Below are 24,653 nucleotides of genomic sequence, written 5' to 3' on the forward strand. Positions count from 1 at the left end.
AGGCACTATGTTTGATATCGGTGTAAATCTTACCAGCTCTCAATTTGCCAAAGACCATGCGGATGTTGTTACCCGTGCACAGCTTGCAGGAGTGAGCGGTATGTTGCTGACGGGCACAAACCTTCACGAAAGCCAGCAGGCGCTTTTACTGGCGCAACAGTATCAGGGGTGTTGGTCTACAGCCGGTGTTCACCCGCATGACGCCAGCCAATGGCAGGACGAAACGGCGCAAGCCATTCGTGAACTTGCTGGTGCATCTGAAGTCGTGGCTATTGGCGAGTGCGGCCTGGATTTTAACCGTAATTTTTCAACACCAGCTGAACAAGAACGCGCTTTTACCGCACAATTGGCCCTGGCGGCCGACCTGATGATGCCGGTATTTTTACACTGCCGTGAAGCACACGAACGCTTTATTGCATTGCTCGACCCGTGGCTCGATAAATTGCCCGGCGTGGTGCTGCACTGCTTTACAGGCACTGAAGACGAGGCCTGTGAATGTCTGGCTCGTGGGCTTTTTATTGGCGTAACCGGTTGGGTATGCGATGAGCGTCGCGGCCTTGAATTACGTGAGTTATTGCCGGTGATTCCAGCGCATCAGTTATTACTGGAAACTGATGCCCCTTATTTGTTACCGCGGGATCTAAAACCAAAACCTGCTTCCCGGCGGAACGAACCCTGCTACTTGCCTCATATCCTGAACAAGGTGGCCGAATGGCGCGGAGAAGACCCCGCCTGGCTTGCGCAAGTAACAGATGACAATGCCCGTCGTCTTTTTCGGCTGGCTTAAATCAGGAGAAAATCAATGAGCTATGCATTTCCCGGTACGTTTCCTGGTCGCCGTATGCGCCGCGTCCGTCGTCACGATTTCAGCCGCCGCCTGGTCGCCGAGAATCAATTAACGGTTAACGACCTTATCTATCCTGTATTCGTGATGGAAGGTCAGAATCGCCAGGAAGAAGTAACGTCGATGCCGGGTGTTTACCGCATGACTATCGATTTGCTGCTCAAAGAGGCGGAAACCGTTGCGAAGCTGGGTGTGCCGGTGTTGTCTCTGTTCCCGGTTATTGAAAGCGCTGGAAAATCACTGCACGCCGAAGAAGCATATAACCCGAATGGCCTGGTTCAGCGTGCGGTGCGTGCGCTGAAAGATGCCGTACCGGAATTAGGTTTACTGACTGACGTTGCGCTCGATCCGTATACCACGCACGGTCAGGATGGCGTCATCGATCAGGACGGTTATGTTATCAACGACATTACCCGTGAGATTCTGGTGCGCCAGGCGTTGTCTCATGCTGAAGCCGGAGCCGAAATCATTGCCCCAAGCGATATGATGGATGGTCGTATCGGTGCGATTCGCGACCAGCTTGAACTGGATGGCTTCGTGAATACGCAAATCATGTCTTATGCGGCTAAATACGCTTCCTGCTATTACGGTCCGTTCCGCGATGCAATTGGTTCTTCAGGCAATCTGAAAGGTGGCAATAAAAAGACTTATCAGATGGACCCGGCCAATGGTGATGAAGCATTGCAAGAAGTCGCGCAAGATCTGCAAGAAGGCGCGGATATGGTGATGGTGAAACCGGGTATGCCGTATCTGGATGTGGTTCGTCGCGTGAAAGATACGTTCGGTGTGCCGACTTTTGCCTACCAGGTTTCTGGCGAATATGCGATGCATATGGCCGCGATTCAAAATGGCTGGTTGGCAGAAAAACCGGCCATTATGGAATCACTGTTGTGCTTTAAACGTGCTGGCGCTGATGGCGTGTTGACGTACTTCTCGAAGCGAGTCGCTCAGTGGCTGCACGATGAGCAAATGCAACGCTAGATGCTAAAAGTAAGGCCAGCATTTGCTGGCCTTATTTATTTCTTTTTAAAGTCTGTGTTCTTCACACTCTGCATAACCTGTTTATTTAACAGATTAAGCAGCAGCATCGAACGAGCCTCGCCGTCCGGTTCGCCAAAGATCGCCTCCAGACCTTCAAATGCCCCTTCTGTGATCACCACGCTATCGCCAGGGTACGGCGTTTCAGGGTCGGTGACATTTTCAGGCTGGTAATTCACCAGTTGTTCGATGACATCAGCCGGAACGGATGCAGGCTGGGCACCGAAGCGCACGAAATGGCTGACACCACGGGTTGAATGGATTGTCGTCGTGTGAATAGTTTCAGGGTCAAACTGGACAAACATATAGTTTGGGAACAATGGTTCTTTGACCGCAGTGCGTTTGCCTCGCACGATCTTTTCGAGTGTGATCATCGGGGTGAGGCAATTAACTTCCTGGCGCTGAAGATGTTCTTGCGCCCGCAGTAATTGACCCCGTTTGCAGTAGAGCAGATACCAGGATTCCATAATTTCTCTTTTTCCTAATCAACCGAGGAAGAATAGCAAAAGGCCGTTATGAGGGATAGACAGCATAAGTATAACCAAACACCGATTGGTCATCCGTTACCCATTTACGCGTTATTAACAAAAATACAGCATGCGGTGCATGAAGACCGTATAATGAGCGCAAAATCCTGACTACGATTAATTGCATGAAATACCACGACCTACGCGACTTTCTGGAACTACTCGAACAACGCGGCGAACTCAAGCGTATCGCGATGCCAGTCGATCCTTACCTGGAAATGACTGAAATTGCCGATCGTACTTTGCGCGCCAATGGCCCCGCACTGCTGTTTGAAAACCCAAAAGGGTACGATATGCCGGTGCTGTGCAACCTGTTTGGTACGCCGAAGCGTGTCGCGATGGGAATGGGGCAGGAAGATGTTTCTGCACTGCGCGAAGTCGGTAAGTTACTGGCCTTCCTGAAAGAGCCTGAGCCGCCAAAAGGCTTCCGCGATTTATTCGATAAACTTCCTCAGTTCAAGCAAGTCCTGAATATGCCGACCAAACGGCTGCGTAATGCCCCTTGTCAGGAGCAAATCTTTGAAGGGGATGAAGTCGATTTATCGCGTATTCCTATCATGCAATGCTGGCCGGAAGATGCCGCGCCGCTGATTACCTGGGGTTTAACGGTAACGCGTGGTCCACATAAAGAGCGCCAGAATCTGGGCATTTATCGCCAGCAACTTATCGGTAAAAACAAACTGATTATGCGTTGGTTGTCACATCGTGGCGGCGCGCTGGATTTCCAGGAATGGTGTGCGGAGCATCCCGGTGAGCGCTTCCCGGTTTCTGTAGCATTAGGCGCTGACCCGGCAACAATTCTTGGTGCAGTCACCCCTGTACCCGATACGCTTTCTGAGTATGCCTTTGCTGGTTTGCTGCGTGGAACCAAAACTGAAGTTGTGAAATGTATTTCTAACGATCTCGAAGTGCCTGCCAGCGCTGAAATTGTGCTGGAAGGGTATATCGAGCCGGGCGAAATGGCGCCAGAAGGGCCATATGGCGACCATACAGGCTACTACAATGAAGTAGATGACTTCCCGGTATTTACCGTGACGCATATTACTCAGCGCCAGAATCCGATTTACCATTCAACTTATACCGGACGCCCACCGGATGAACCTGCCGTCCTGGGCGTGGCACTCAATGAAGTGTTTGTGCCGATTTTGCAGAAGCAATTTCCGGAGATTGTTGATTTTTATCTGCCGCCGGAAGGCTGCTCCTATCGCCTCGCGGTTGTGACGATTAAGAAACAATACGCGGGCCATGCTAAACGCGTGATGATGGGCGTCTGGTCTTTCTTGCGGCAGTTTATGTACACCAAGTTTGTCATCGTATGTGATGACGATGTTAACGCGCGTGACTGGAACGATGTGATTTGGGCCATCACCACGCGTATGGATCCGGCACGTGATACCGTTCTGGTAGAGAACACGCCGATCGATTACCTGGATTTTGCCTCGCCGGTTTCCGGTCTTGGCTCAAAAATGGGACTGGATGCCACCAATAAATGGCCGGGGGAAACCCAACGTGAGTGGGGGCGTCCTATTAAGAAAGATGCAGAAGTATGTGCGCGTATTGATGCAATCTGGGACGAACTGGCTATTTTCGACGACAGTAAAAACGCCTGAGCGGCGGATTTTACCGTTTTGCATTATTGACCCGACAGAGGGGAAGCATGACAACCTTAAGCTGTAAAGTGACCTCGGTAGAAGCGATAACTGACACGGTATATCGCGTTCGATTACTGCCGGAAGCGAAATTCTCCTTTCAGGCCGGGCAGTATTTGATGGTGGTGATGGATGAGCGCGACAAACGCCCGTTCTCCATGGCATCCACGCCGAGTGACCATGAGTTTATCGAGCTGCATATTGGCGCTTCAGAGATCAATTTGTACGCCATGGCCGTGATGGATCGAATTCTCAAAGAGAAAGAAATCGTCGTTGATATTCCTCACGGCGATGCCTGGCTGCGTGATGACGAAGATCGCCCGCTGATTCTGATTGCAGGCGGCACCGGTTTCTCATACGTCCGTTCTATTTTGCTGACGGCGCTGGCGCGTAACCCACAACGTGAAATCGCGATTTACTGGGGTGGCCGTGAAGATAAGCATCTTTATGATCTGTCAGAATTAGAAGCGTTGTCTGTGGTTCATCCAAACCTGCGCGTTGAGGCGGTTGTTGAACAGCCGGAAGAGGGTTGGCGTGGGCGCACGGGCACGGTTTTAACTGCCGTGATGCAGGATTACGGAACGCTTGCCGGACACGACATCTATATTGCTGGACGTTTTGAAATGGCGAAAATTGCTCGCGATTTGTTCTGCAATGAACGTAGTGCGCAGGTTGATCGCATGTTTGGTGATGCGTTCTCGTTTATCTGATGCAATAAAAAACCCGCCCCTGACGGGCGGGAATAACAACAATTAAAGCAACTAAACTCGTTCAATAACAGTGGCAATACCCTGGCCTAATCCGATGCACATAGTGGCGAGGCCAAACTGCGCATCGCGACGTTCCATCAGGTTTAACAGCGTGGTGCTAATGCGTGTACCGGAGCAACCGAGCGGGTGGCCCAACGCAATCGCTCCGCCATTCAGGTTAATCTTCTCGTCGATCTTATCCATCAAGCCCAGATCTTTAATGCATGGCAGGATCTGCGCGGCGAACGCTTCGTTCATCTCAAACAGGTCGATATCGGCGGCAGTCAGGCCCGCTTTTTTCAACGCCAGTTGTGATGCCGGAACCGGACCGTAGCCCATAATGGAAGGATCACAGCCAACAACGGCCATTGAGCGGACGTAAGCGCGAATCTTAAGGCCGAGTTCTTTGGCTCGGGTTTCGCTCATCAGCAACATCGCTGATGCGCCATCGGAAAGCGCAGAAGAGCTGCCCGCCGTAACGGTACCGTTGACCGGGTCAAATGCCGGTTTCAGCGCCGCCAGACCTTCAACAGTCGTTTCCGGGCGAATCACTTCATCGTAATCAAAACGCTTAAGCACGCCGTCTGCGTCATGGCCGCCGATTGGCAGGATTTCATTTTTGAAATGACCTGCTTCGGTAGCAGCCCATGCGCGCTGGTGTGAACGTGCGGCAAACTGATCCTGCATTTCACGGCTAATGCCATGCATACGCGATAGCATTTCAGCGGTTAAACCCATCATACCTGCGGCCTTGGCGACGTTGCGGCTCAGGCCCGGATGGAAATCAACGCCGTGGTTCATCGGCACGTGGCCCATGTGTTCCACGCCACCAATCAGGCAAGCATGTGCATCACCGGTCTGAATCATTCGAGCAGCATCATGCAGCGCCTGCATGGATGATCCACATAAGCGGTTTACCGTAACAGCTGGAACTGAATGTGGGATCTCCGCCAGCAGCGAGGCGTTACGCGCAATATTGAAACCTTGCTCTAGCGTCTGCTGCACGCAACCCCAGTAAATGTCATCCAGCGCAGCGGCTTCTAAGGCCGGGTTGCGCGACAAAATTCCACGCATCAAATGAGCTGATAAATCTTCTGCACGCAAATTGCGAAACGCACCGCCTTTTGAACGGCCCATCGGGGTGCGGATGGCATCAACAATTACAACCTTTTCCATGATCACTCCTCAGGCACTTTTCAGGTCACTGGCTGGGCGCGCTGGCTCAACCGGTGGATAGTACGGCTCGTTATGGGACGCTTTAGTACGCAGACCGTCCGGCGCCTGGTAGAGCGGGCCAAGATGTTCGTACTGTTGCGCCATATCGAGATATTTCGCGCTGCCGATGGTGTCTAACCAACGGAATGCGCCGCCGTGGAATGGAGGGAATCCCAGGCCGTAAACCAGCGCCATATCTGCTTCTGCCGGGCTGGCGATAATGCCTTCTTCCAGGCAACGAACCACTTCGTTGACCATTGGGATCATCATGCGAGCGATGATTTCCTCGTCGCTGAAGTCGTGACGCGGCTTGCTGACATCGGCCAGCAGGCCGTCAGTCGCTTCATCCTGCTCTTTGCGCGGTTTTCCTTTGCTGTCTTGTTTGTAACGATAGAAACCCTGCTGGGTTTTTTGGCCGTAGCGGCCTGCGTCAAACATGGCATCAACGGCATCGCGATAATCTTTCTGCATACGCTGCGGGAAACCTGCCGCCATCACTGCTTGAGCGTGGTGCGCGGTATCAATGCCGACAACGTCGAGCAGATACGCCGGACCCATCGGCCAGCCAAACTGTTTTTCCATTACTTTGTCGATTTGACGGAAATCGGCACCGTCGCGCATCAACTGGCTAAAACCTGCAAAGTACGGGAACAGCACGCGGTTGACGAAGAAACCTGGGCAGTCGTTTACCACGATTGGCGTTTTGCCCATTTTGCTGGCCCAGGCGACGACCTTAGCGATAGTTTGATCAGAGGTTTTCTCGCCGCGAATCACTTCCACTAACGGCATGCGATGCACCGGGTTAAAGAAGTGCATACCGCAGAAGTTTTCCGGGCGCTTCAGGCTATTTGCCAACTCGCCAATCGGAATGGTCGAGGTGTTCGACGCCAGAACGGTATCCGGGCGCACTTTATCTTCCACTTCTGCCAGAACGGCTTTCTTCACTTTCGGGTTTTCTACCACTGCTTCAACTACCACATCGACACGCTCAAAACCGGCGTAATCGAGTGTTGGATGAATGGTGGCAATCACACCCGCCAGTTTCATGCCGTCAATTTTGCCGCGTTCCAGCTGTTTGTTGAGCAGTTTGCTGGCTTCGTTAATACCCAGTTCCAGCGACTTCTCGTTAATATCCTTCATTAATACCGGCACGCCTTTCCAGGCAGACTGGTAAGCAATGCCGCCGCCCATGATCCCGGCACCAAGAACGGCTGCCTGTTTCGGGGTTTCGGTATTTTTGGTCAGCTTCTTCGCCTGACCTTTTATGTATTGGTCGTTGAGGAAAATCCCGACCAGCGCACGGGCCTCATTAGAACGCGCCAGCGGCACGAAACTTTGAGTCTCCAGTTGTAATGCTTCGTCACGGCCCATTCGTGCCGCGGCTTCGATGGTTTTGACTGCCGTCATTGGTGCCGGGTAATGCTTACCCGCAATCTGCATCACCATGCTTTTGGCAATAGTGAAGCTCATGGTGGCTTCGATCTTGCTCAGCTTCAAAGGTTGCAGTTTTGGTGCACGTTTGACTTTCCAGTCCAGATCGCCATTAATCGCCTGGCGCAGTATTGCCAGTGCGCCATCGCGCAGTTTTTCAGTTTTAACGATCCCGTCGACTAAGCCGAGCTTTTGCGCTTCAACCGCACCAACATCTTTCCCTGCGGTGATAATTTCCAGTGCGCTGTCAGCACCCAGTAAACGTGGCAGACGCACAGAACCACCGAAGCCTGGCATGATGCCCAGTTTGGTTTCCGGCAGGCCGATGCGGGTATCCGGAGTTGCCAGACGGTAATCCGTTGCCAGCACACATTCACAGCCGCCGCCAAGTGCGTAACCATTTACCGCAGCAATGGTTGGGACGGGCAAATCTTCCAGGCGGTTGAATACGCTGTTGGCAAATTGCAGCCAGTGTGTCAGTTGCTCCGCTGGAACCAGGAACAGCGACAGGAATTCGGTAATATCAGCGCCAACGATAAACGCGGCTTTATTGGAACTAAGCAACAGGCCTTTCAGACTAGGCTGCTTTTCAAGTACATCCAGCGCCTGGCCGAGGCTCGCTACGGTCGCGGTGTCGAGTTTGTTCACTGAGCCGGGCGCATCAAATACCAGTTCTGCGATGCCATCTTCCAGCCAGTCGAGATGTAAGGTTTCACCTTGGTAGAGCATGTCAGTCTCCTGAATCCAGCAATGGGATCTGGTCGTACCAGATGGAGAGGAGTGTGGAATTGATGTTAATGAAATGCAAATGACTCTTTAAATATTTGCAAAGATGATCACAGCCACTGGAAATAAGTTCGCAAACTTTACGGTGTGCTAAGATGCGTGGCGTTCAGTTTATGAAAAAAACAGAAGGGTAAATCATGGATTCACTGGCCTCACTTTATAAAGATCATGTGGCAACTTTGCAGGAACGTACCCGCAATGTTCTGGCGCGTTTTAATCTCGACGCGCTGTTGATTCACTCGGGCGAGCTAGTCAACGTCTTCCTCGATGATCATCCGTATCCGTTCAAAGTTAACCCACAATTCAAAGCCTGGGTTCCGGTGACACAAGTGCCAAACTGCTGGCTGCTGGTGGATGGTGTGAACAAACCTAAGCTGTGGTTCTACCTGCCGGTTGATTACTGGCACAACGTTGAACCGCTGCCAGAATCCTTCTGGACTGACGAAATTGAAGTGATTGCTTTGCCAAAAGCAGACGGCATTGGCAGCCAGTTGCCCGCTGCGCGTGGCAATATCGGTTATATCGGGCCGGTGCCAGAACGTGCCATTCAGCTTGAAATTCAGGGTGCTAACATCAACCCGAAAGGAGTGATTGATTATCTGCATTATCATCGCTCTTATAAAACAGATTATGAGTTAGCGTGCATGCGTGAAGCGCAGAAAACCGCAGTGGTTGGCCATCAGGCAGCTCATGAAGCCTTCCTTTCCGGGATGAGCGAATTTGATATCAACCTGGCTTATTTGACCGCAACCGGGCACCGCGATACCGATGTGCCTTACGGCAATATTGTGGCGCTCAACGAGCACGCGGCAGTTCTGCACTACACCAAATTAGATAATCGTGCACCTGCGGAAATGCGTAGCTTCCTTTTAGATGCTGGCGCGGAATACAACGGCTATGCGGCTGATTTAACGCGTACCTGGTCGGCTAATAGCGACAATGATTATGCTCAATTGGTGAAAGACGTTAATGCCGAACAACTGTCGTTAATTGACACCCTGAAAGCGGGTGTGCGTTACACCGATTACCATATTCAGTTCCATCAACGTATTGCGAAGCTGCTGAACCGCCATAAGCTAGTAACGGGTATTAGCGAAGAAGCGATGGTGGAAACCGGTATTACTGGGCCATTTATGCCGCACGGTCTGGGTCACCCGCTGGGTTTGCAGGTTCATGATGTCGCTGGCTTCATGCAGGATGACACCGGGACGCACATGGCTGCGCCTTCTCAATATCCGTATCTGCGCTGCACGCGTATTCTGGAGCCGCGTATGGTTCTGACTATCGAGCCGGGCATTTACTTCATTGAGTCGTTACTCGCACCGTGGCGCGAAGGCCAGTACAGCAAACACTTCGATTGGCAGCGCATTGAAGCAATGAAACCTTTCGGTGGCGTTCGCATTGAAGACAACGTGATTGTTTACGAAAACAGTGTTGAAAACATGACGCGTGATTTGAAACTGGCGTAATGGATAGCTGGCTGATTCCTGCTGAGTCCGTCACGGTCACAGAGGAAATCAAGAAGAGTCGCTTTATTACGCTGGTCGCGCATACGACTGGCGTAATAGAGGCGAAAGCGTTTCTTGAACACGTGCGTTCTGAACATCCGGATGCCCGGCATCATTGCTGGGCCTGGGTGGCTGGTGCGCCTGATGACTCACAGCAATTAGGCTTTTCTGATGATGGCGAGCCAGCAGGCACGGCCGGTAAGCCAATGCTTGCCCAGCTTATGGGAAGTGGTATTGGTGAAATCACCGCTGTCGTCGTGCGTTACTCTGGCGGTATTAAGCTCGGAACGGGCGGCCTGGTAAAAGCTTATGGCGGCGGCGTGCAGGCGGCGTTAAATCAATTGTCTACGGTGCTCAAAGTTCCGTTAACCGAATATACTTTGCAGTGTGATTATGCGCAGCTTGCGGGAATCGAAACATTGCTTAAGCAGTTCGATGGCATCCTGGTGCAAAGTGATTTTCAGGCATCTGTATTATTACGTGTGGCGTTGCCGCCCGCAAAACTCGCTGACTTTTCAGTCAGACTTGCTGATTTTAGCCGCGGTGCATTGCATTTATTGCCGGCTGAATAATAATTCCCTCTCGTTATTTTTTTGATAGTTAAGGAAGCGGCTGAAATGCATTTTCGCGCCATAACCCGAATCGTTGGTCTGTTAGTCATTTTATTTTCTGTGACCATGATTATTCCCGGGTTGGTAGCTTTAATTTATCGCGATGGTGCTGGCCGAGCTTTCACCCAGACTTTCTTCGCAGCGTTACTCATTGGTTCTTTTTTGTGGTGGCCTAACAGGCGGCAAAAAAGTGAGCTGAAACCGCGAGAAGGATTCCTGATCGTCGTACTCTTCTGGACGGTGCTGGGGAGCGTGGGGGCATTGCCTTTTATCTTCGCCGAACAACCGAATCTGACTATTACCGATGCATTCTTTGAATCGTTCTCGGGCTTAACCACTACCGGGGCGACGACGCTAGTCGGGCTCGATACGCTTCCTCACGCCATTTTGTTTTATCGGCAAATGCTGCAGTGGTTTGGCGGTATGGGGATCATTGTTCTCGCTGTAGCCATTTTGCCAATTCTGGGCGTGGGTGGGATGCAGTTGTATCGCGCTGAAATGCCGGGGCCACTTAAAGATAATAAAATGCGCCCGCGTATCGCGGATACTGCAAAAACCCTATGGCTCATCTATGTATTGTTAACCGTTGCATGCGCTCTTGCGCTTTGGTTTGCGGGCATGCCGGCGTTTGATGCAATTGGCCATAGTTTTGCGACTATTGCGATTGGGGGGTTTTCCACTCATGACGCCAGCATTGGTTATTTTGATAGTCCCACCATTAATACCATTATCGCCATCTTCCTGCTGATTTCCGGGTGTAACTACGGTTTGCACTTCTCTTTATTAAGCGGGCGTAATTTAAAAGTTTATTGGCGCGATCCTGAATTCCGTATGTTCATTGGCGTACAACTGACGCTGGTGGCTATTTGTACCCTGGTATTGTGGTTCCATAATACTTACCAGACGGCACTGTTAACGCTGAATCAGGCATTCTTCCAGGTTGTCTCGATGGCGACGACCGCCGGGTTCACAACCGACAGTATCGCGCGTTGGCCTCTATTCTTACCGGTGTTGTTGCTGTGTTCTGCTTTTATAGGGGGTTGCGCGGGTTCAACGGGCGGGGGCCTGAAGGTCATTCGTATTCTGCTGCTATTCAAGCAGGGGAACCGCGAGCTGAAACGCCTCGTGCACCCAAATGCGGTATATAGCATCAAGCTCGGCAACCGCGCGCTGCCCGAACGGATTCTTGAAGCAGTGTGGGGATTCTTCTCTGCATATGCGTTGGTCTTCATCGTGAGTATGCTGGCGATTATTGCGACGGGCGTGGATGACTTCTCAGCTTTTGCTTCCGTGGCGGCTACGCTGAATAACCTTGGCCCAGGTTTGGGGGTCGTGGCAGACAACTTTGCCAGCATGAATCCTGTGGCGAAATGGATACTGATCGCTAACATGCTGTTTGGTCGTCTTGAAGTGTTCACTTTACTTGTATTGTTTACGCCAACTTTCTGGCGAGAGTAACCGGAGCCTGTAGTGAGAACTTTAATTCTGTTTTCGACCCGTGATGGTCAAACTCGCGAGATTGCTTCTTATATAGCATCTGAGTTGAAAGAGCTGGGTGTTGAGAGTGATGTGGTTAACTTGCATCGCAGCGGTGTAATTGCCTGGGGCAATTACGAACGTGTAGTGATTGGTGCTTCTATTCGTTACGGGCATTTCCATTCTTCAGTGGCTGCTTTTGTGAAGAAGCATCAGCAAGCGTTGAATAAGATCCCCAGTGCTTTCTTCTCTGTGAACCTGGTGGCGCGTAAACCAGAGAAGCGCTCCCCGCAAACCAACTCTTATACACGCAAGTTTTTGCTGACGTCCCCCTGGCAGCCAAATCACTGCGCGGTGTTTGCTGGTGCGCTGCGTTATCCGCGTTATCGTTGGTACGATCGCGTGATGATTCGCTTAATTATGAAGATGACTGGCGGCGAAACAGATATTAGTAAAGAAGTTGTTTATACAGATTGGCCTCAGGTGGCCCGTTTCGCGCAAGAGATAGCCCATTTAAACAGCAAATAATGTCGAAAATGGTCGTTTTGTCGAAAAAAGAGGCGCTCAGTCATTTTTTTGCAATAAACACTTGTCAGCTTCCGGAAAATCCCTATACTGCGCCTCCACTGACACGGCACAACGGCTTACAAACCGGCCCGTCAGCCAGATAAAAAGCGAAAATAAACGCTTGACTCTGAAAGAGGAAGGCGTAATATACGCCACCTCGAGTTAGCAAGCGAAAGCGCGTAACTCACTGCTCTTTAACAATTTATCAGACAATCTGTGTGGGCACTCGCAGGATTGATATCTCAGATACCCTCGGGTATCAAAAAAATATCAAGTCTTGAAGAGTGACCAAGCAGTAATTCATTTAGTTGAATTATTACGAAAGTTAATTTTTGAGCACCGCTTCACGAGTTGAAGCAAATCAAGCTTTTAATTGAAGAGTTTGATCATGGCTCAGATTGAACGCTGGCGGCAGGCCTAACACATGCAAGTCGAGCGGTAGCACAGGGAGCTTGCTCCTGGGTGACGAGCGGCGGACGGGTGAGTAATGTCTGGGAAACTGCCTGATGGAGGGGGATAACTACTGGAAACGGTAGCTAATACCGCATAACGTCTTCGGACCAAAGAGGGGGACCTTCGGGCCTCTTGCCATCAGATGTGCCCAGATGGGATTAGCTAGTAGGTGAGGTAATGGCTCACCTAGGCGACGATCCCTAGCTGGTCTGAGAGGATGACCAGCCACACTGGAACTGAGACACGGTCCAGACTCCTACGGGAGGCAGCAGTGGGGAATATTGCACAATGGGCGCAAGCCTGATGCAGCCATGCCGCGTGTATGAAGAAGGCCTTCGGGTTGTAAAGTACTTTCAGCGAGGAGGAAGGCATTGTGGTTAATAACCGCAGTGATTGACGTTACTCGCAGAAGAAGCACCGGCTAACTCCGTGCCAGCAGCCGCGGTAATACGGAGGGTGCAAGCGTTAATCGGAATTACTGGGCGTAAAGCGCACGCAGGCGGTCTGTCAAGTCGGATGTGAAATCCCCGGGCTCAACCTGGGAACTGCATTCGAAACTGGCAGGCTAGAGTCTTGTAGAGGGGGGTAGAATTCCAGGTGTAGCGGTGAAATGCGTAGAGATCTGGAGGAATACCGGTGGCGAAGGCGGCCCCCTGGACAAAGACTGACGCTCAGGTGCGAAAGCGTGGGGAGCAAACAGGATTAGATACCCTGGTAGTCCACGCCGTAAACGATGTCGACTTGGAGGTTGTTCCCTTGAGGAGTGGCTTCCGGAGCTAACGCGTTAAGTCGACCGCCTGGGGAGTACGGCCGCAAGGTTAAAACTCAAATGAATTGACGGGGGCCCGCACAAGCGGTGGAGCATGTGGTTTAATTCGATGCAACGCGAAGAACCTTACCTACTCTTGACATCCACGGAATTCGGCAGAGATGCCTTAGTGCCTTCGGGAACCGTGAGACAGGTGCTGCATGGCTGTCGTCAGCTCGTGTTGTGAAATGTTGGGTTAAGTCCCGCAACGAGCGCAACCCTTATCCTTTGTTGCCAGCGGTTCGGCCGGGAACTCAAAGGAGACTGCCAGTGATAAACTGGAGGAAGGTGGGGATGACGTCAAGTCATCATGGCCCTTACGAGTAGGGCTACACACGTGCTACAATGGCGCATACAAAGAGAAGCGACCTCGCGAGAGCAAGCGGACCTCATAAAGTGCGTCGTAGTCCGGATCGGAGTCTGCAACTCGACTCCGTGAAGTCGGAATCGCTAGTAATCGTAGATCAGAATGCTACGGTGAATACGTTCCCGGGCCTTGTACACACCGCCCGTCACACCATGGGAGTGGGTTGCAAAAGAAGTAGGTAGCTTAACCTTCGGGAGGGCGCTTACCACTTTGTGATTCATGACTGGGGTGAAGTCGTAACAAGGTAACCGTAGGGGAACCTGCGGTTGGATCACCTCCTTACCTGAAAGATACGAACTTGCGTAGTGCTCACACAGATTGTCTGATAGAAGTAAATGAGCAAAAAGCGATATCCTGCAAAGGATTATTCGTGTCCCCATCGTCTAGAGGCCCAGGACACTGCCCTTTCACGGCTGTAACAGGGGTTCGAATCCCCTTGGGGACGCCATCTTCGATAATGATGTGAAAGACATTATCAATAAATATCTCAAAACTGACTTTCGAGTCACGTTTGAGATATTGCTCTTTAAAAATCCGGAACAAGCTGAAAATTGAAACGACATGTCGTCTCATTCCTCCGTAATAAGGAATGGGAATACGATATGTTCGAGTCTCTCAAATTTTCACAATCACGATTGTGTCTCACGAGACATCTTCGGGTTGTGAGGTTAAGCGACTAAGCGTACACGGTGGATGCCCTGGCAGTCAGAGGCGATGAAGGACGTGCTAATCTGCGATAAGCGTCGGTAAGGTGATATGAACCGTTATAACCGACGATTTCCGAATGGGGAAACCCAGTGTGATTCGTCACACTATCGTTAAGTGAATACATAGCTTAACGAAGCGAACCGGGGGAACTGAAACATCTAAGTACCCCGAGGAAAAGAAATCAACCGAGATTCCCCCAGTAGCGGCGAGCGAACGGGGAGCAGCCCAGAGTCTGAATCAGTTTGTGTATTAGTGGAAGCGTCTGGAAAGTCGCAGGGTACAGGGTGATACTCCCGTACACAAAAATGCACATGCTGTGAACTCGAAGAGTAGGGCGGGACACGTGGTATCCTGTCTGAATATGGGGGGACCATCCTCCAAGGCTAAATACTCCTGACTGACCGATAGTGAACCAGTACCGTGAGGGAAAGGCGAAAAGAACCCCGGCGAGGGGAGTGAAACAGAACCTGAAACCGTGTACGTACAAGCAGTGGGAGCCTCTTTTATGGGGTGACTGCGTACCTTTTGTATAATGGGTCAGCGACTTATATTCTGTAGCAAGGTTAACCGTATAGGGGAGCCGCAGGGAAACCGAGTCTTAACTGGGCGTTAAGTTGCAGGGTATAGACCCGAAACCCGGTGATCTAGCCATGGGCAGGTTGAAGGTTGGGTAACACTAACTGGAGGACCGAACCGACTAATGTTGAAAAATTAGCGGATGACTTGTGGCTGGGGGTGAAAGGCCAATCAAACCGGGAGATAGCTGGTTCTCCCCGAAAGCTATTTAGGTAGCGCCTCGTGAACTCATCTTCGGGGGTAGAGCACTGTTTCGGCTAGGGGGCCATCCCGGCTTACCAACCCGATGCAAACTACGAATACCGAAGAATGTTATCACGGGAGACACACGGCGGGTGCTAACGTCCGTCGTGAAGAGGGAAACAACCCAGACCGCCAGCTAAGGTCCCAAAGTCATGGTTAAGTGGGAAACGATGTGGGAAGGCACAGACAGCCAGGATGTTGGCTTAGAAGCAGCCATCATTTAAAGAAAGCGTAATAGCTCACTGGTCGAGTCGGCCTGCGCGGAAGATGTAACGGGGCTAAACCATGCACCGAAGCTGCGGCAGCGACGCTTATGCGTTGTTGGGTAGGGGAGCGTTCTGTAAGCCGTTGAAGCTGGACTGTGAGGTCTGGTGGAGGTATCAGAAGTGCGAATGCTGACATAAGTAACGATAAAGCGGGTGAAAAACCCGCTCGCCGGAAGACCAAGGGTTCCTGTCCAACGTTAATCGGGGCAGGGTGAGTCGACCCCTAAGGCGAGGCCGAAAGGCGTAGTCGATGGGAAACAGGTTAATATTCCTGTACTCGGTGTTACTGCGAAGGGGGGACGGAGAGGGCTATGTTAGCCGGGCGACGGTTGTCCCGGTTTAAGCATGTAGGCGGAGAGTTTAGGTAAATCCGGACTCTTATCTAACGCTGAGGTGTGATGACGAGGCACTACGGTGCTGAAGTAACAAATGCCGCACTTCCAGGAAAAGCCTCTAAGCATCAGGTAACAACGAATCGTACCCCAAACCGACACAGGTGGTCAGGTAGAGAATACCAAGGCGCTTGAGAGAACTCGGGTGAAGGAACTAGGCAAAATGGTGCCGTAACTTCGGGAGAAGGCACGCTGTCGGTAGGTGAAGTCCCTCGCGGATGGAGCTGAAGGCAGTCGAAGATACCAGCTGGCTGCAACTGTTTATTAAAAACACAGCACTGTGCAAACACGAAAGTGGACGTATACGGTGTGACGCCTGCCCGGTGCCGGAAGGTTAATTGATGGGGTTAAGCGCAAGCTGAAGCTCTTGATCGAAGCCCCGGTAAACGGCGGCCGTAACTATAACGGTCCTAAGGTAGCGAAATTCCTTGTCGGGTAAGTTCCGACCTGCACGAATGGCGTAATGATGGCCAGGCTGTCTCCACCCGAGACTCAGTGAAATTGAAATCGCTGTGAAGATGCAGTGTACCCGCGGCAAGACGGAAAGACCCCGTGAACCTTTACTATAGCTTGACACTGAACATTGAGCCTTGATGTGTAGGATAGGTGGGAGGCTTTGAAGTGTGGACGCCAGTCTGCATGGAGCCAACCTTGAAATACCACCCTTTAATGTTTGATGTTCTAACGTAGACCCGTGATCCGGGTTGCGGACAGTGTCTGGTGGGTAGTTTGACTGGGGCGGTCTCCTCCTAAAGCGTAACGGAGGAGCACGAAGGTTAGCTAATCACGGTCGGACATCGTGAGGTTAGTGCAAAGGCATAAGCTAGCTTGACTGCGAGAGTGACGGCTCGAGCAGGTGCGAAAGCAGGTCTTAGTGATCCGGTGGTTCTGAATGGAAGGGCCATCGCTCAACGGATAAAAGGTACTCCGGGGATAACAGGCTGATACCGCCCAAGAGTTCATATCGACGGCGGTGTTTGGCACCTCGATGTCGGCTCATCACATCCTGGGGCTGAAGTAGGTCCCAAGGGTATGGCTGTTCGCCATTTAAAGTGGTACGCGAGCTGGGTTTAGAACGTCGTGAGACAGTTCGGTCCCTATCTGCCGTGGGCGCTGGAGAATTGAGGGGGGCTGCTCCTAGTACGAGAGGACCGGAGTGGACGCATCACTGGTGTTCGGGTTGTCATGCCAATGGCATTGCCCGGTAGCTAAATGCGGAAAAGATAAGCGCTGAAAGCATCTAAGCGCGAAACTTGCCCCGAGATGAGTTCTCCCTGACCCTTTAAGGGTCCTGAAGGAACGTTGAAGACTACGACGTTGATAGGCTGGGTGTGTAAGCGTAGCGATACGTTGAGCTAACCAGTACTAATGATCCGTGAGGCTTAACCTTACAACACCGAAGGTGTTTTGGTTGAGAGACTAAGCATTTGATTTTCAGCTTGAACCGAGATTTTAAGTCGATGGTTGTGTGAATAGCATGACGGTTGATGAAACAGAATATGCCTGGCGGCAGTAGCGCGGTGGTCCCACCTGACCCCATGCCGAACTCAGAAGTGAAACGCCGTAGCGCCGATGGTAGTGTGGGGTCTCCCCATGCGAGAGTAGGGAACTGCCAGGCTCCAAATAAGTGTAAAGCCCTGTACTGACGTACAGGGCTTTTTGCTGTCTGCGATTTATACAATTGCTCCTTCCTGCCTCCCTTCACACAAGCCAACCCCTGGCATATAAGGTAAACTAACCGGGTTTAAACTCAGGAAAGATACCGATATGAGCACCTCTCTTAAGCCTTTCAATACATTTGGTATTCAGGCTAACGCTTCACGTATTGTCATTGCTGAAACACTGTCGCAGCTAAAAGATGCCTGGAGCGAGGCGGTTGCAGCACAGATGCCGGTGTTGCTACTGGGAGAAGGGAGTAACGTTCTCTTTCTTGAAGATTATTCTGGCACCGTAATTATCAACCGTATAAAAGGCATAGAGGTTATCGAGGAAGATGATGCCTGGCATTTGCATGTTGGTGCAGGTGAAAACTGGCATCAGCTGGTTGAATATACCTTGCAGCATGGCATGCCAGGACTCGAAAATTTGGCTTTAATTCCGGGTTGTGCCGGATCCTCGCCTATTCAAAATATTGGTGCATATGGTGTTGAACTTAAGAGTGTTTGCGAATACGTAGATTGTGTTGATTTACTCAGCGGTGAAATGCATCGTCTGGATAATTCACAGTGCCAGTTTGGTTATCGCGACAGTATTTTTAAGCATGAATATCATAGCCACTATGCAATTGTTGCCGTAGGTCTGCGTCTACCGAAAAAATGGCTGCCGGTGTTAACTTATGGTGACCTAACCCGCCTTGATGCCGCGAATGTTACCCCTCAAGAAGTGTTCAATTCCGTTTGCCACATGCGTATGACAAAGCTGCCTGATCCGCGTGTTAATGGTAATGCAGGGAGTTTCTTTAAGAATCCCGTTGTGACCGCCGAACAAGCAGCCACGTTAATTTCTACTTTTTCAGCTATTCCACATTATCCGCAGACCGATGGTTCCGTAAAACTCGCCGCTGGTTGGTTAATCGATCAGTGCCAACTGAAAGGTTACAAGATTGGTGGTGCTGCAGTCCATAAACAGCAAGCTCTGGTATTGATAAACGAAGAAAGCGCGTCCAGCCAGAACGTTGTGGATCTCGCGCATTATGTTCGCCAGTGCGTTGGAGAAAAATTTAATGTGTGGCTGGAACCGGAAGTCCGCTTTATCGGGCTATCTGGAGAGGTTAGCGCTGTGGAGACCATTGCATGAAAGATAACAAAATTCCTCTAACGCTGATTAGCATTCTTTCTGATGGTGAGTTTCATTCTGGCGAACATTTAGGTGAGCAGCTTGGTATGAGCCGAGCGGCTATTAATAAGCATATTCAAACACTAAGAGACTGGGGTGTGGATGTTTTTACCGTACCAGGCAAAGGATACAGCCTGCCGGATCCTATCCAGTTACTTAATGAAGAGCTGATAAAGTCACAGATTGATACGGGATCAATTGCAGTACTCCCAGTGATTGACTCGACGAATCAGTATTTACTCGAGAGGTTAGATACACTTCAGTCTGGAGATGCGTGCATTGCTGAATACCAGCAGGCGGGTCGTGGTCGTCGTGGGCGCCAATGGTTTTCACCTTTTGGTGCCAATCTCTACCTGTCTATGTACTGGCGACTTGAACAAGGGCCAGCAGCTGCGGTGGGCTTAAGTCTTGTTATTGGAATTGTTATGGCCGAAGTTCTGCAAGATCTAGGTGCAGAAAATGTCAGGGTGAAATGGCCAAATGATCTCTATCTCAACGATCGTAAGCTAGCTGGTATTCTGGTGGAGTTGACCGGTAAAACGGGTGATGCAGCCCAAATTGTAATTGGCGCAGGGATTAACCTTGCAATGCGGAATGTGGCTATCGATGTCATTAATCAAAGCTGGATTAATCTCCAGGAAGCTGGAATTAATATAGATCGTAATGCATTAGCAATTAAAATAATAAAAGAGTTACGTAAGGCATTACAATTATTTGAAGATGAAGGTTTAGTTCCTTTTCTTCCTCGCTGGGAATCACTCGATAACTTTATTAATCGTCAGGTGAAGTTAATAATAGGTGAAAGAGAAATTCACGGAATTTCCAGAGGAATTAATGAACAAGGTGGATTGCTATTAGAGCAGGATGGAGTAATTAAACCTTGGGTCGGTGGTGAAATCTCTTTACGCGGCGTTAATTAAAAAAATGGGGGTGCTCCCCCATTTTTTATTTTCTCAGTCGAACACACTCGACTTCATGATTCGAACTCTTCGTCATTATCAGGCTAGCGCGCTCACGCGTAGGCAGTATATTTTCTTTTAAATTCCGCCAGTTTATCTCTTTCCAAAGTTGTAATGCGACGTTAACAGCTTCATCTTCTGAAAGCTTGGCGTAGCTGTGGAAATAAGAATCAGGGTCGGTAAAAGCACCTTCACGGAATTTCAGGAAGCGAGTGATATACCAATCCTGGAGCAGATCTTCAGGTGCATCGACATATATAGAGAAGTCGACAAAGTCCGATACAAACACATGATGTGGGTCGTGTGGGTAATCCATGCCGCTCTGTAAAACATTCAATCCTTCAAGAATTAAAATATCAGGCTGAGCAACTGTTTTATCCCCATCGGGAATGACATCATAAATAAGATGCGAGTAAACCGGTGCGGTCACATTCGGCGCGCCTGATTTAATATCAGAAACGAATTTCACCAAACGATGCATATCATAGGATTGCGGGAATCCCTTTTTCTTCATCAGATTGCGTTCTTTCAACACTTTATTAGGATGTAGAAACCCATCAGTCGTAATTAACTCTACGCGACGATGCTCAGGCCAGCGGCTAAGCAAGGCTTGTAACACACGAGCAGTAGTACTTTTACCTACCGCAACACTCCCCGCGATACTAATGACGTACGGAATACGCTGCCCATTCGTACCAAGGAACTGCTCAAGTACTGCCTGGCGGCGTAAGTTCGAACTGATATAGAAATTCAATAGACGTGAAAGGGGCAGATAAATCTCTGCCACTTCCTCTAAAGAGAGATCCTCATTGATACCTTTCAACCGTGCGATTTCACCTTCAGTCAAGGTCATCGGCACTGAGTCGCGTAAAGCTGCCCATTGGTTGCGGTTGAACTGCATATAAGGAGTCGTCAACATTTGCTCTTTATTACTCATAAGCATGCTTCTGCCTGTAATTCAGGACAAAAATGAACGTAGTACGCGGACTGAGAAAAGGAGACTCATCTCAGGTAATCAAAGGCGTGCAACGTATATATCTTTTCACAATGGGCAGGAGGGTAACACCAGATGGGGGATAATAATAAGAAAAAAACATAGTGGTGATGCTTTCAGAGGAAAACATCACCTGGGTCCGGACCATTAACGCGCTATGCGCTGCACAAATTGATTAACGGAGAATATAAGCTTGCGAACGAAAGAATGTTTAGGCTGGTGTACTTGCCTGGAGATCCACAACAATAGCTCTCGATGATTTGCGATTGATGAGTTCTCCGTATGTGGGCACATCCCTAAGGTAAGAAGTGATCCAACGCCGCAGAAGTCGCTATAACTGCCATCTCAACGCATATGAAAGGATATTTGCGTAATCGTAGGGCATTAAAAAGGGCATTTCGCATGGTAATAGGTGCAACTGTGCGGTAAGTCGAGGGTCGCCGTGTTGGATTTCATGTACAAAAATCACACCGTGACGTTTATTAATCCACCATTTTTACGAGCTATCGCGCAAAATATAAGCGGTAGTGCATTTTCTTTAATTTTTTTGTTGCATCACGGAGCCGGTCTTCCTAGAATGCGCGCTACTTGATGCCGACTTAGCTCAGTAGGTAGAGCAACTGACTTGTAATCAGTAGGTCACCAGTTCGATTCCGGTAGTCGGCACCATCAAGTGCTTGGTGGGGTTCCCGAGCGGCCAAAGGGAGCAGACTGTAAATCTGCCGTCATCGACTTCGAAGGTTCGAATCCTTCCCCCACCACCATTTTCAGGCTGCGCTATGCGTAGCCCGAGGCGACGAGATCCAACTAGTCGACTCGAATACTGAGAAGCTTCTTCTCAGGTCAATACAGAATTCAAGCAGGTAGCCGAGTTCCAGAGTGCGGGCATCGTATAATGGCTATTACCTCAGCCTTCCAAGCTGATGATGTGGGTTCGATTCCCACTGCCCGCTCCAGATGTGCTGATATAGCTCAGTTGGTAGAGCGCACCCTTGGTAAGGGTGAGGTCGGCAGTTCGAATCTGCCTATCAGCACCACCTCCTTTATCCTCCCTGTTTCTCTTCTGTTAATGAATTCAACAAATTCAGGCTTTAGCCTGGTTGATGTGGTGATATCACCGATTTATCCGTGTCTTAGAGGGACAATCGATGTCTAAAGAAAAATTTGAACGTACAAAACCGCACGTCAACGTCGGTACTATCGGCCACGTTGACCATGGTAAAACTACTCTGACTGCAGCAATCACTACCGTTCTGGCTAAAACCTACGGCGGTTCTGCACGCGCATTCGACCAGATCGATAACGCACCAGAAGAAAAAGCTCGTGGTATCACCATCAACACTTCCCACGTTGAATATGACACCCCGACTCGTCACTACGCGCACGTTGACTGCCCAGGGCACGCCGACTACGTTAAAAACATGATCACCGGTGCTGCTCAGATGGACGGCGCTATCCTGGTTGTTGCTGCGACTGATGGCCCGATGCCACAGACTCGTGAGCACATCCTGCTGGGTCGCCAGGTTGGCGTTCCATTCATGATCGTGTTCATGAACAAATGTGACATGGTTGATGACGAAGAGCTGCTGGAACTGGTAGAAATGGAAGTTCGTGAACTTCTGTCTGCTTATGATTTCCCGGGCGACGACATCCCAGTGGTTCGTGGTTCAGCTCTGAAAGCGCTGGAAGGCGAAGCAGAGTGGGAAGCTAAAATCATCGAGCTGGCTGGTCACCTGGATAACTACATCCCAGAACCAGAGCGTGCTATCGACAAGCCATTCCTGCTGCCAATCGAAGACGTATTCTCCATCTCCGGCCGTGGTACTGTTGTTACTGGTCGTGTAGAGCGTGGTATCATTAAAGTTGGTGAAGAAGTAGAAATCGTTGGTATCAAAGATACCGTGAAATCTACCTGTACTGGCGTTGAAATGTTCCGCAAACTGCTGGACGAAGGCCGTGCTGGTGAGAACGTTGGTGTTCTGCTGCGTGGTATTAAACGTGAAGATATCGAACGTGGTCAGGTTCTGGCTAAGCCAGGCTCTATCAAGCCGCACACTCAGTTCGAATCAGAAGTTTATATCCTGTCCAAAGATGAAGGCGGCCGTCATACTCCGTTCTTCAAAGGCTACCGTCCACAGTTCTACTTCCGTACAACTGACGTGACTGGCACCATCGAACTGCCAGAAGGCGTTGAGATGGTAATGCCGGGCGACAACATTCAAATGGTTGTTACCCTGATCCACCCAATCGCAATGGACGACGGTCTGCGTTTCGCAATCCGTGAAGGCGGCCGTACTGTAGGTGCAGGCGTTGTTGCTAAAGTTATCGCTTAATCGCTGATAACATTTGACGCAACGCGCAAGAAAAGGGCATCATTTGATGCCCTTTTTGTACGCTCTCTGCCCAGAACCTGGCTCATCAGTGATTTTTTACTCATAATCATTGCTGAGACAGGCTCTGAAGAAGGCGTTATACCGAATAGTGCCTGAAAAATTGCCATTCGGTTTGGTTTTGCCTCGCATATGCGGGGCAAAAATGTTTGTCTGAATTACTGTGACGGGTTGGTTTATGAGTGCGAATACCGAAGCTCAAGGAAGCGGGCGCGGCCTGGAAGCGATGAAATGGCTGGCAGTTGCTGCTCTGCTGATTGTGGCGATCGTGGGCAACTACATTTATCGTGATGTATCTCTGCCTCTGCGTGCCCTGGCAGTGGTTGTTCTGATTGCTGCAGCGGGTGGTGTCGCGCTGTTAACGACGAAAGGCAAAGCTACTGTTGCTTTCGCCCGCGAAGCGAGAACCGAAGTTCGTAAAGTGATTTGGCCAACTCGCCAGGAAACTTTACACACCACCTTAATCGTGGCAGCAGTTACCGCTGTAATGTCACTGATTTTGTGGGGGCTGGATGGTATTCTTGTCCGCCTGGTTTCTTTTATTACTGGCCTGAGGTTCTGAGATGTCTGAAGCCCCTAAAATGCGCTGGTACGTCGTTCAGGCGTTTTCCGGTTTTGAAGGCCGCGTAGCAACATCGCTGCGTGAGCATATCAAATTGCACAACATGGAAGAGTTGTTTGGCGAAGTCATGGTTCCGACTGAAGAAGTCGTCGAAATTCGTGGTGGCCAACGTCGCAAAAGCGAGCGTAAATTCTTCCCGGGCTATGTTCTGGTCCAGATGGTTATGAACGACGCGAGCTGGCACTTAGTGCGTAGCGTTCCGCGCGTAATGGGATTCATTGGCGGTACTTCTGACCGTCCTGCACCAATCAGCGATAAAGAAGTTGATGCGATTATGAACCGCCTGCAGCAGGTTGGTGATAAACCGCGTCCTAAAACGTTGTTTGAGCCAGGCGAGATGGTACGTGTCAGCGATGGCCCGTTTGCAGACTTTAACGGTGTAGTTGAAGAAGTAGATTACGAAAAGAGCCGCTTGAAGGTTTCTGTATCTATCTTCGGTCGTGCTACGCCGGTTGAGCTTGATTTTGCTCAAGTAGAGAAAGCCTAATAATCAGGTTGTAAAAGCAGCGATTATTCGTTGCACAAGGCGCGAGATTGAACTACAATTTCGCGCCTTTTGTTTTTACGGGTCTCGTACACGTAAAACGATTTATTCACGGGGAGCCTTCATTCTGTAAGGCGCTATAACCCACTAGAGGA

At 50.3% G+C, this 24,653-nt stretch carries 17 protein-coding genes, 5 tRNA genes and 3 rRNA genes; 21 read left to right on the top strand and 4 right to left on the bottom strand.

Annotated elements, in window-relative coordinates:
• Positions 1 to 7: 7 nt before the first annotated feature.
• Both tatD and hemB read left to right on the top strand, forming a co-directional pair.
• Positions 8 to 787 carry a 3'-5' ssDNA/RNA exonuclease TatD gene (tatD, locus tag AC0IWZ_RS22310; RefSeq protein ID WP_471678458.1) on the top strand — a complete coding sequence of 260 codons (780 nt, stop codon included), beginning with the start codon at positions 8 to 10 and terminating at the stop codon, positions 785 to 787.
• A gap of 15 nt (positions 788 to 802) precedes the next feature.
• A complete protein-coding gene (gene hemB, locus AC0IWZ_RS22315; protein WP_034492131.1) occupies positions 803 to 1,825 on the top strand; it encodes a porphobilinogen synthase in 1,023 nt (340 codons plus the stop codon).
• Between the two features lie 35 nt (positions 1,826 to 1,860).
• Here the strand turns inward: hemB and rfaH are convergent, their stop codons facing one another.
• Positions 1,861 to 2,349 (bottom strand): transcription/translation regulatory transformer protein RfaH, encoded by a 489-nt coding sequence (rfaH, locus tag AC0IWZ_RS22320; RefSeq protein WP_471678457.1) that lies wholly within the window; start codon positions 2,347 to 2,349, stop codon positions 1,861 to 1,863.
• A 176-nt stretch (positions 2,350 to 2,525) separates the two neighbouring features.
• Here rfaH and ubiD point away from each other — a divergent pair, with 176 nt between their 5' ends.
• Positions 2,526 to 4,019, top strand: a complete 1,494-nt coding sequence (gene ubiD / locus AC0IWZ_RS22325; protein ID WP_167333319.1) for a 4-hydroxy-3-polyprenylbenzoate decarboxylase — start codon at positions 2,526 to 2,528, stop codon at positions 4,017 to 4,019.
• Between the two features lie 47 nt (positions 4,020 to 4,066).
• Positions 4,067 to 4,768, top strand: a complete 702-nt coding sequence (fre, locus tag AC0IWZ_RS22330; protein WP_034461638.1) for an NAD(P)H-flavin reductase — start codon at positions 4,067 to 4,069, stop codon at positions 4,766 to 4,768.
• Positions 4,769 to 4,819: 51 nt separating this feature from the next.
• Here fre and fadA read toward each other — a convergent pair whose 3' ends face one another.
• Positions 4,820 to 5,983: an acetyl-CoA C-acyltransferase FadA gene (gene fadA / locus AC0IWZ_RS22335; RefSeq protein WP_034492121.1), complete on the bottom strand. Its 1,164-nt coding sequence runs from the start codon at positions 5,981 to 5,983 to the stop codon at positions 4,820 to 4,822.
• A gap of 9 nt (positions 5,984 to 5,992) precedes the next feature.
• Complete coding sequence (gene fadB, locus AC0IWZ_RS22340; protein WP_471678456.1) at positions 5,993 to 8,182, bottom strand: fatty acid oxidation complex subunit alpha FadB; 2,190 nt, start codon at positions 8,180 to 8,182, stop codon at positions 5,993 to 5,995.
• 194 nt (positions 8,183 to 8,376) lie between these two features.
• Between fadB and pepQ the strand changes: the two genes are divergently transcribed.
• From pepQ to birA, 10 genes are all read left to right on the top strand, one after another.
• The gene (gene pepQ / locus AC0IWZ_RS22345) at positions 8,377 to 9,708 is read left to right on the top strand and encodes a Xaa-Pro dipeptidase (protein ID WP_471678455.1); all 1,332 of its coding nucleotides are present in this window, start codon (positions 8,377 to 8,379) and stop codon (positions 9,706 to 9,708) included.
• Entirely contained in the window at positions 9,708 to 10,319 is a 612-nt protein-coding gene (locus tag AC0IWZ_RS22350; protein WP_410374302.1) for an IMPACT family protein, read from the top strand. Before pepQ ends, AC0IWZ_RS22350 begins: the two co-directional genes overlap by 1 nt.
• A 45-nt stretch (positions 10,320 to 10,364) precedes the next feature.
• Entirely contained in the window at positions 10,365 to 11,816 is a 1,452-nt protein-coding gene (gene trkH / locus AC0IWZ_RS22355; protein ID WP_034461629.1) for a Trk system potassium transporter TrkH, read from the top strand.
• A 12-nt stretch (positions 11,817 to 11,828) separates the two neighbouring features.
• A complete protein-coding gene (hemG, locus tag AC0IWZ_RS22360) occupies positions 11,829 to 12,362 on the top strand; it encodes a menaquinone-dependent protoporphyrinogen IX dehydrogenase (RefSeq protein WP_034492114.1) in 534 nt (177 codons plus the stop codon).
• Positions 12,363 to 12,771: 409 nt separating this feature from the next.
• Positions 12,772 to 14,311, top strand: a 16S ribosomal RNA gene (locus AC0IWZ_RS22365).
• Between the two features lie 90 nt (positions 14,312 to 14,401).
• Positions 14,402 to 14,477 (top strand) — tRNA-Glu (locus tag AC0IWZ_RS22370).
• A 218-nt stretch (positions 14,478 to 14,695) separates the two neighbouring features.
• Positions 14,696 to 17,604, top strand: a 23S ribosomal RNA gene (locus tag AC0IWZ_RS22375).
• A 112-nt stretch (positions 17,605 to 17,716) separates the two neighbouring features.
• Positions 17,717 to 17,832, top strand: a 5S ribosomal RNA gene (rrf, locus tag AC0IWZ_RS22380).
• Together the 16S, 23S and 5S rRNA genes with 1 tRNA gene alongside form the textbook arrangement of a ribosomal RNA operon.
• Before the next feature lie 149 nt (positions 17,833 to 17,981).
• Positions 17,982 to 19,010, top strand: coding sequence for a UDP-N-acetylmuramate dehydrogenase (murB, locus tag AC0IWZ_RS22385; protein ID WP_471678454.1), 1,029 nt, complete (start codon positions 17,982 to 17,984; stop codon positions 19,008 to 19,010).
• A complete protein-coding gene (gene birA / locus AC0IWZ_RS22390; protein WP_471678453.1) occupies positions 19,007 to 19,969 on the top strand; it encodes a bifunctional biotin--[acetyl-CoA-carboxylase] ligase/biotin operon repressor BirA in 963 nt (320 codons plus the stop codon). The genes murB and birA overlap by 4 nt, the downstream gene beginning before the upstream one ends.
• Before the next feature lie 25 nt (positions 19,970 to 19,994).
• Here birA and coaA read toward each other — a convergent pair whose 3' ends face one another.
• The gene (coaA, locus tag AC0IWZ_RS22395) at positions 19,995 to 20,945 is read right to left on the bottom strand and encodes a type I pantothenate kinase (RefSeq protein WP_034492290.1); all 951 of its coding nucleotides are present in this window, start codon (positions 20,943 to 20,945) and stop codon (positions 19,995 to 19,997) included.
• Positions 20,946 to 21,595: 650 nt separating this feature from the next.
• On the opposite strand from coaA, the gene AC0IWZ_RS22400 reads away from it, so the two are divergent.
• The 7 genes from AC0IWZ_RS22400 (at position 21,596) to nusG (ending at position 24,501) form a co-directional block, all read left to right on the top strand.
• Positions 21,596 to 21,671 (top strand) — tRNA-Thr (locus AC0IWZ_RS22400).
• A gap of 10 nt (positions 21,672 to 21,681) precedes the next feature.
• Positions 21,682 to 21,766: transfer RNA gene (locus AC0IWZ_RS22405), tRNA-Tyr, on the top strand.
• Positions 21,767 to 21,883: 117 nt separating this feature from the next.
• Positions 21,884 to 21,958: transfer RNA gene (locus tag AC0IWZ_RS22410), tRNA-Gly, on the top strand.
• A 5-nt stretch (positions 21,959 to 21,963) separates the two neighbouring features.
• Positions 21,964 to 22,039, top strand: a tRNA-Thr gene (locus AC0IWZ_RS22415).
• Positions 22,040 to 22,150: 111 nt separating this feature from the next.
• Entirely contained in the window at positions 22,151 to 23,335 is a 1,185-nt protein-coding gene (gene tuf / locus AC0IWZ_RS22420; protein ID WP_172893068.1) for an elongation factor Tu, read from the top strand.
• Positions 23,336 to 23,570: 235 nt separating this feature from the next.
• Positions 23,571 to 23,954, top strand: coding sequence for a preprotein translocase subunit SecE (secE, locus tag AC0IWZ_RS22425; RefSeq protein WP_034461807.1), 384 nt, complete (start codon positions 23,571 to 23,573; stop codon positions 23,952 to 23,954).
• A 1-nt stretch (position 23,955) separates the two neighbouring features.
• Positions 23,956 to 24,501 (top strand): transcription termination/antitermination protein NusG, encoded by a 546-nt coding sequence (gene nusG / locus AC0IWZ_RS22430; RefSeq protein WP_034461806.1) that lies wholly within the window; start codon positions 23,956 to 23,958, stop codon positions 24,499 to 24,501.
• Positions 24,502 to 24,653: the final 152 nt, after the last annotated feature.

Source organism: Buttiauxella sp. AC142, assembly GCF_979253435.1.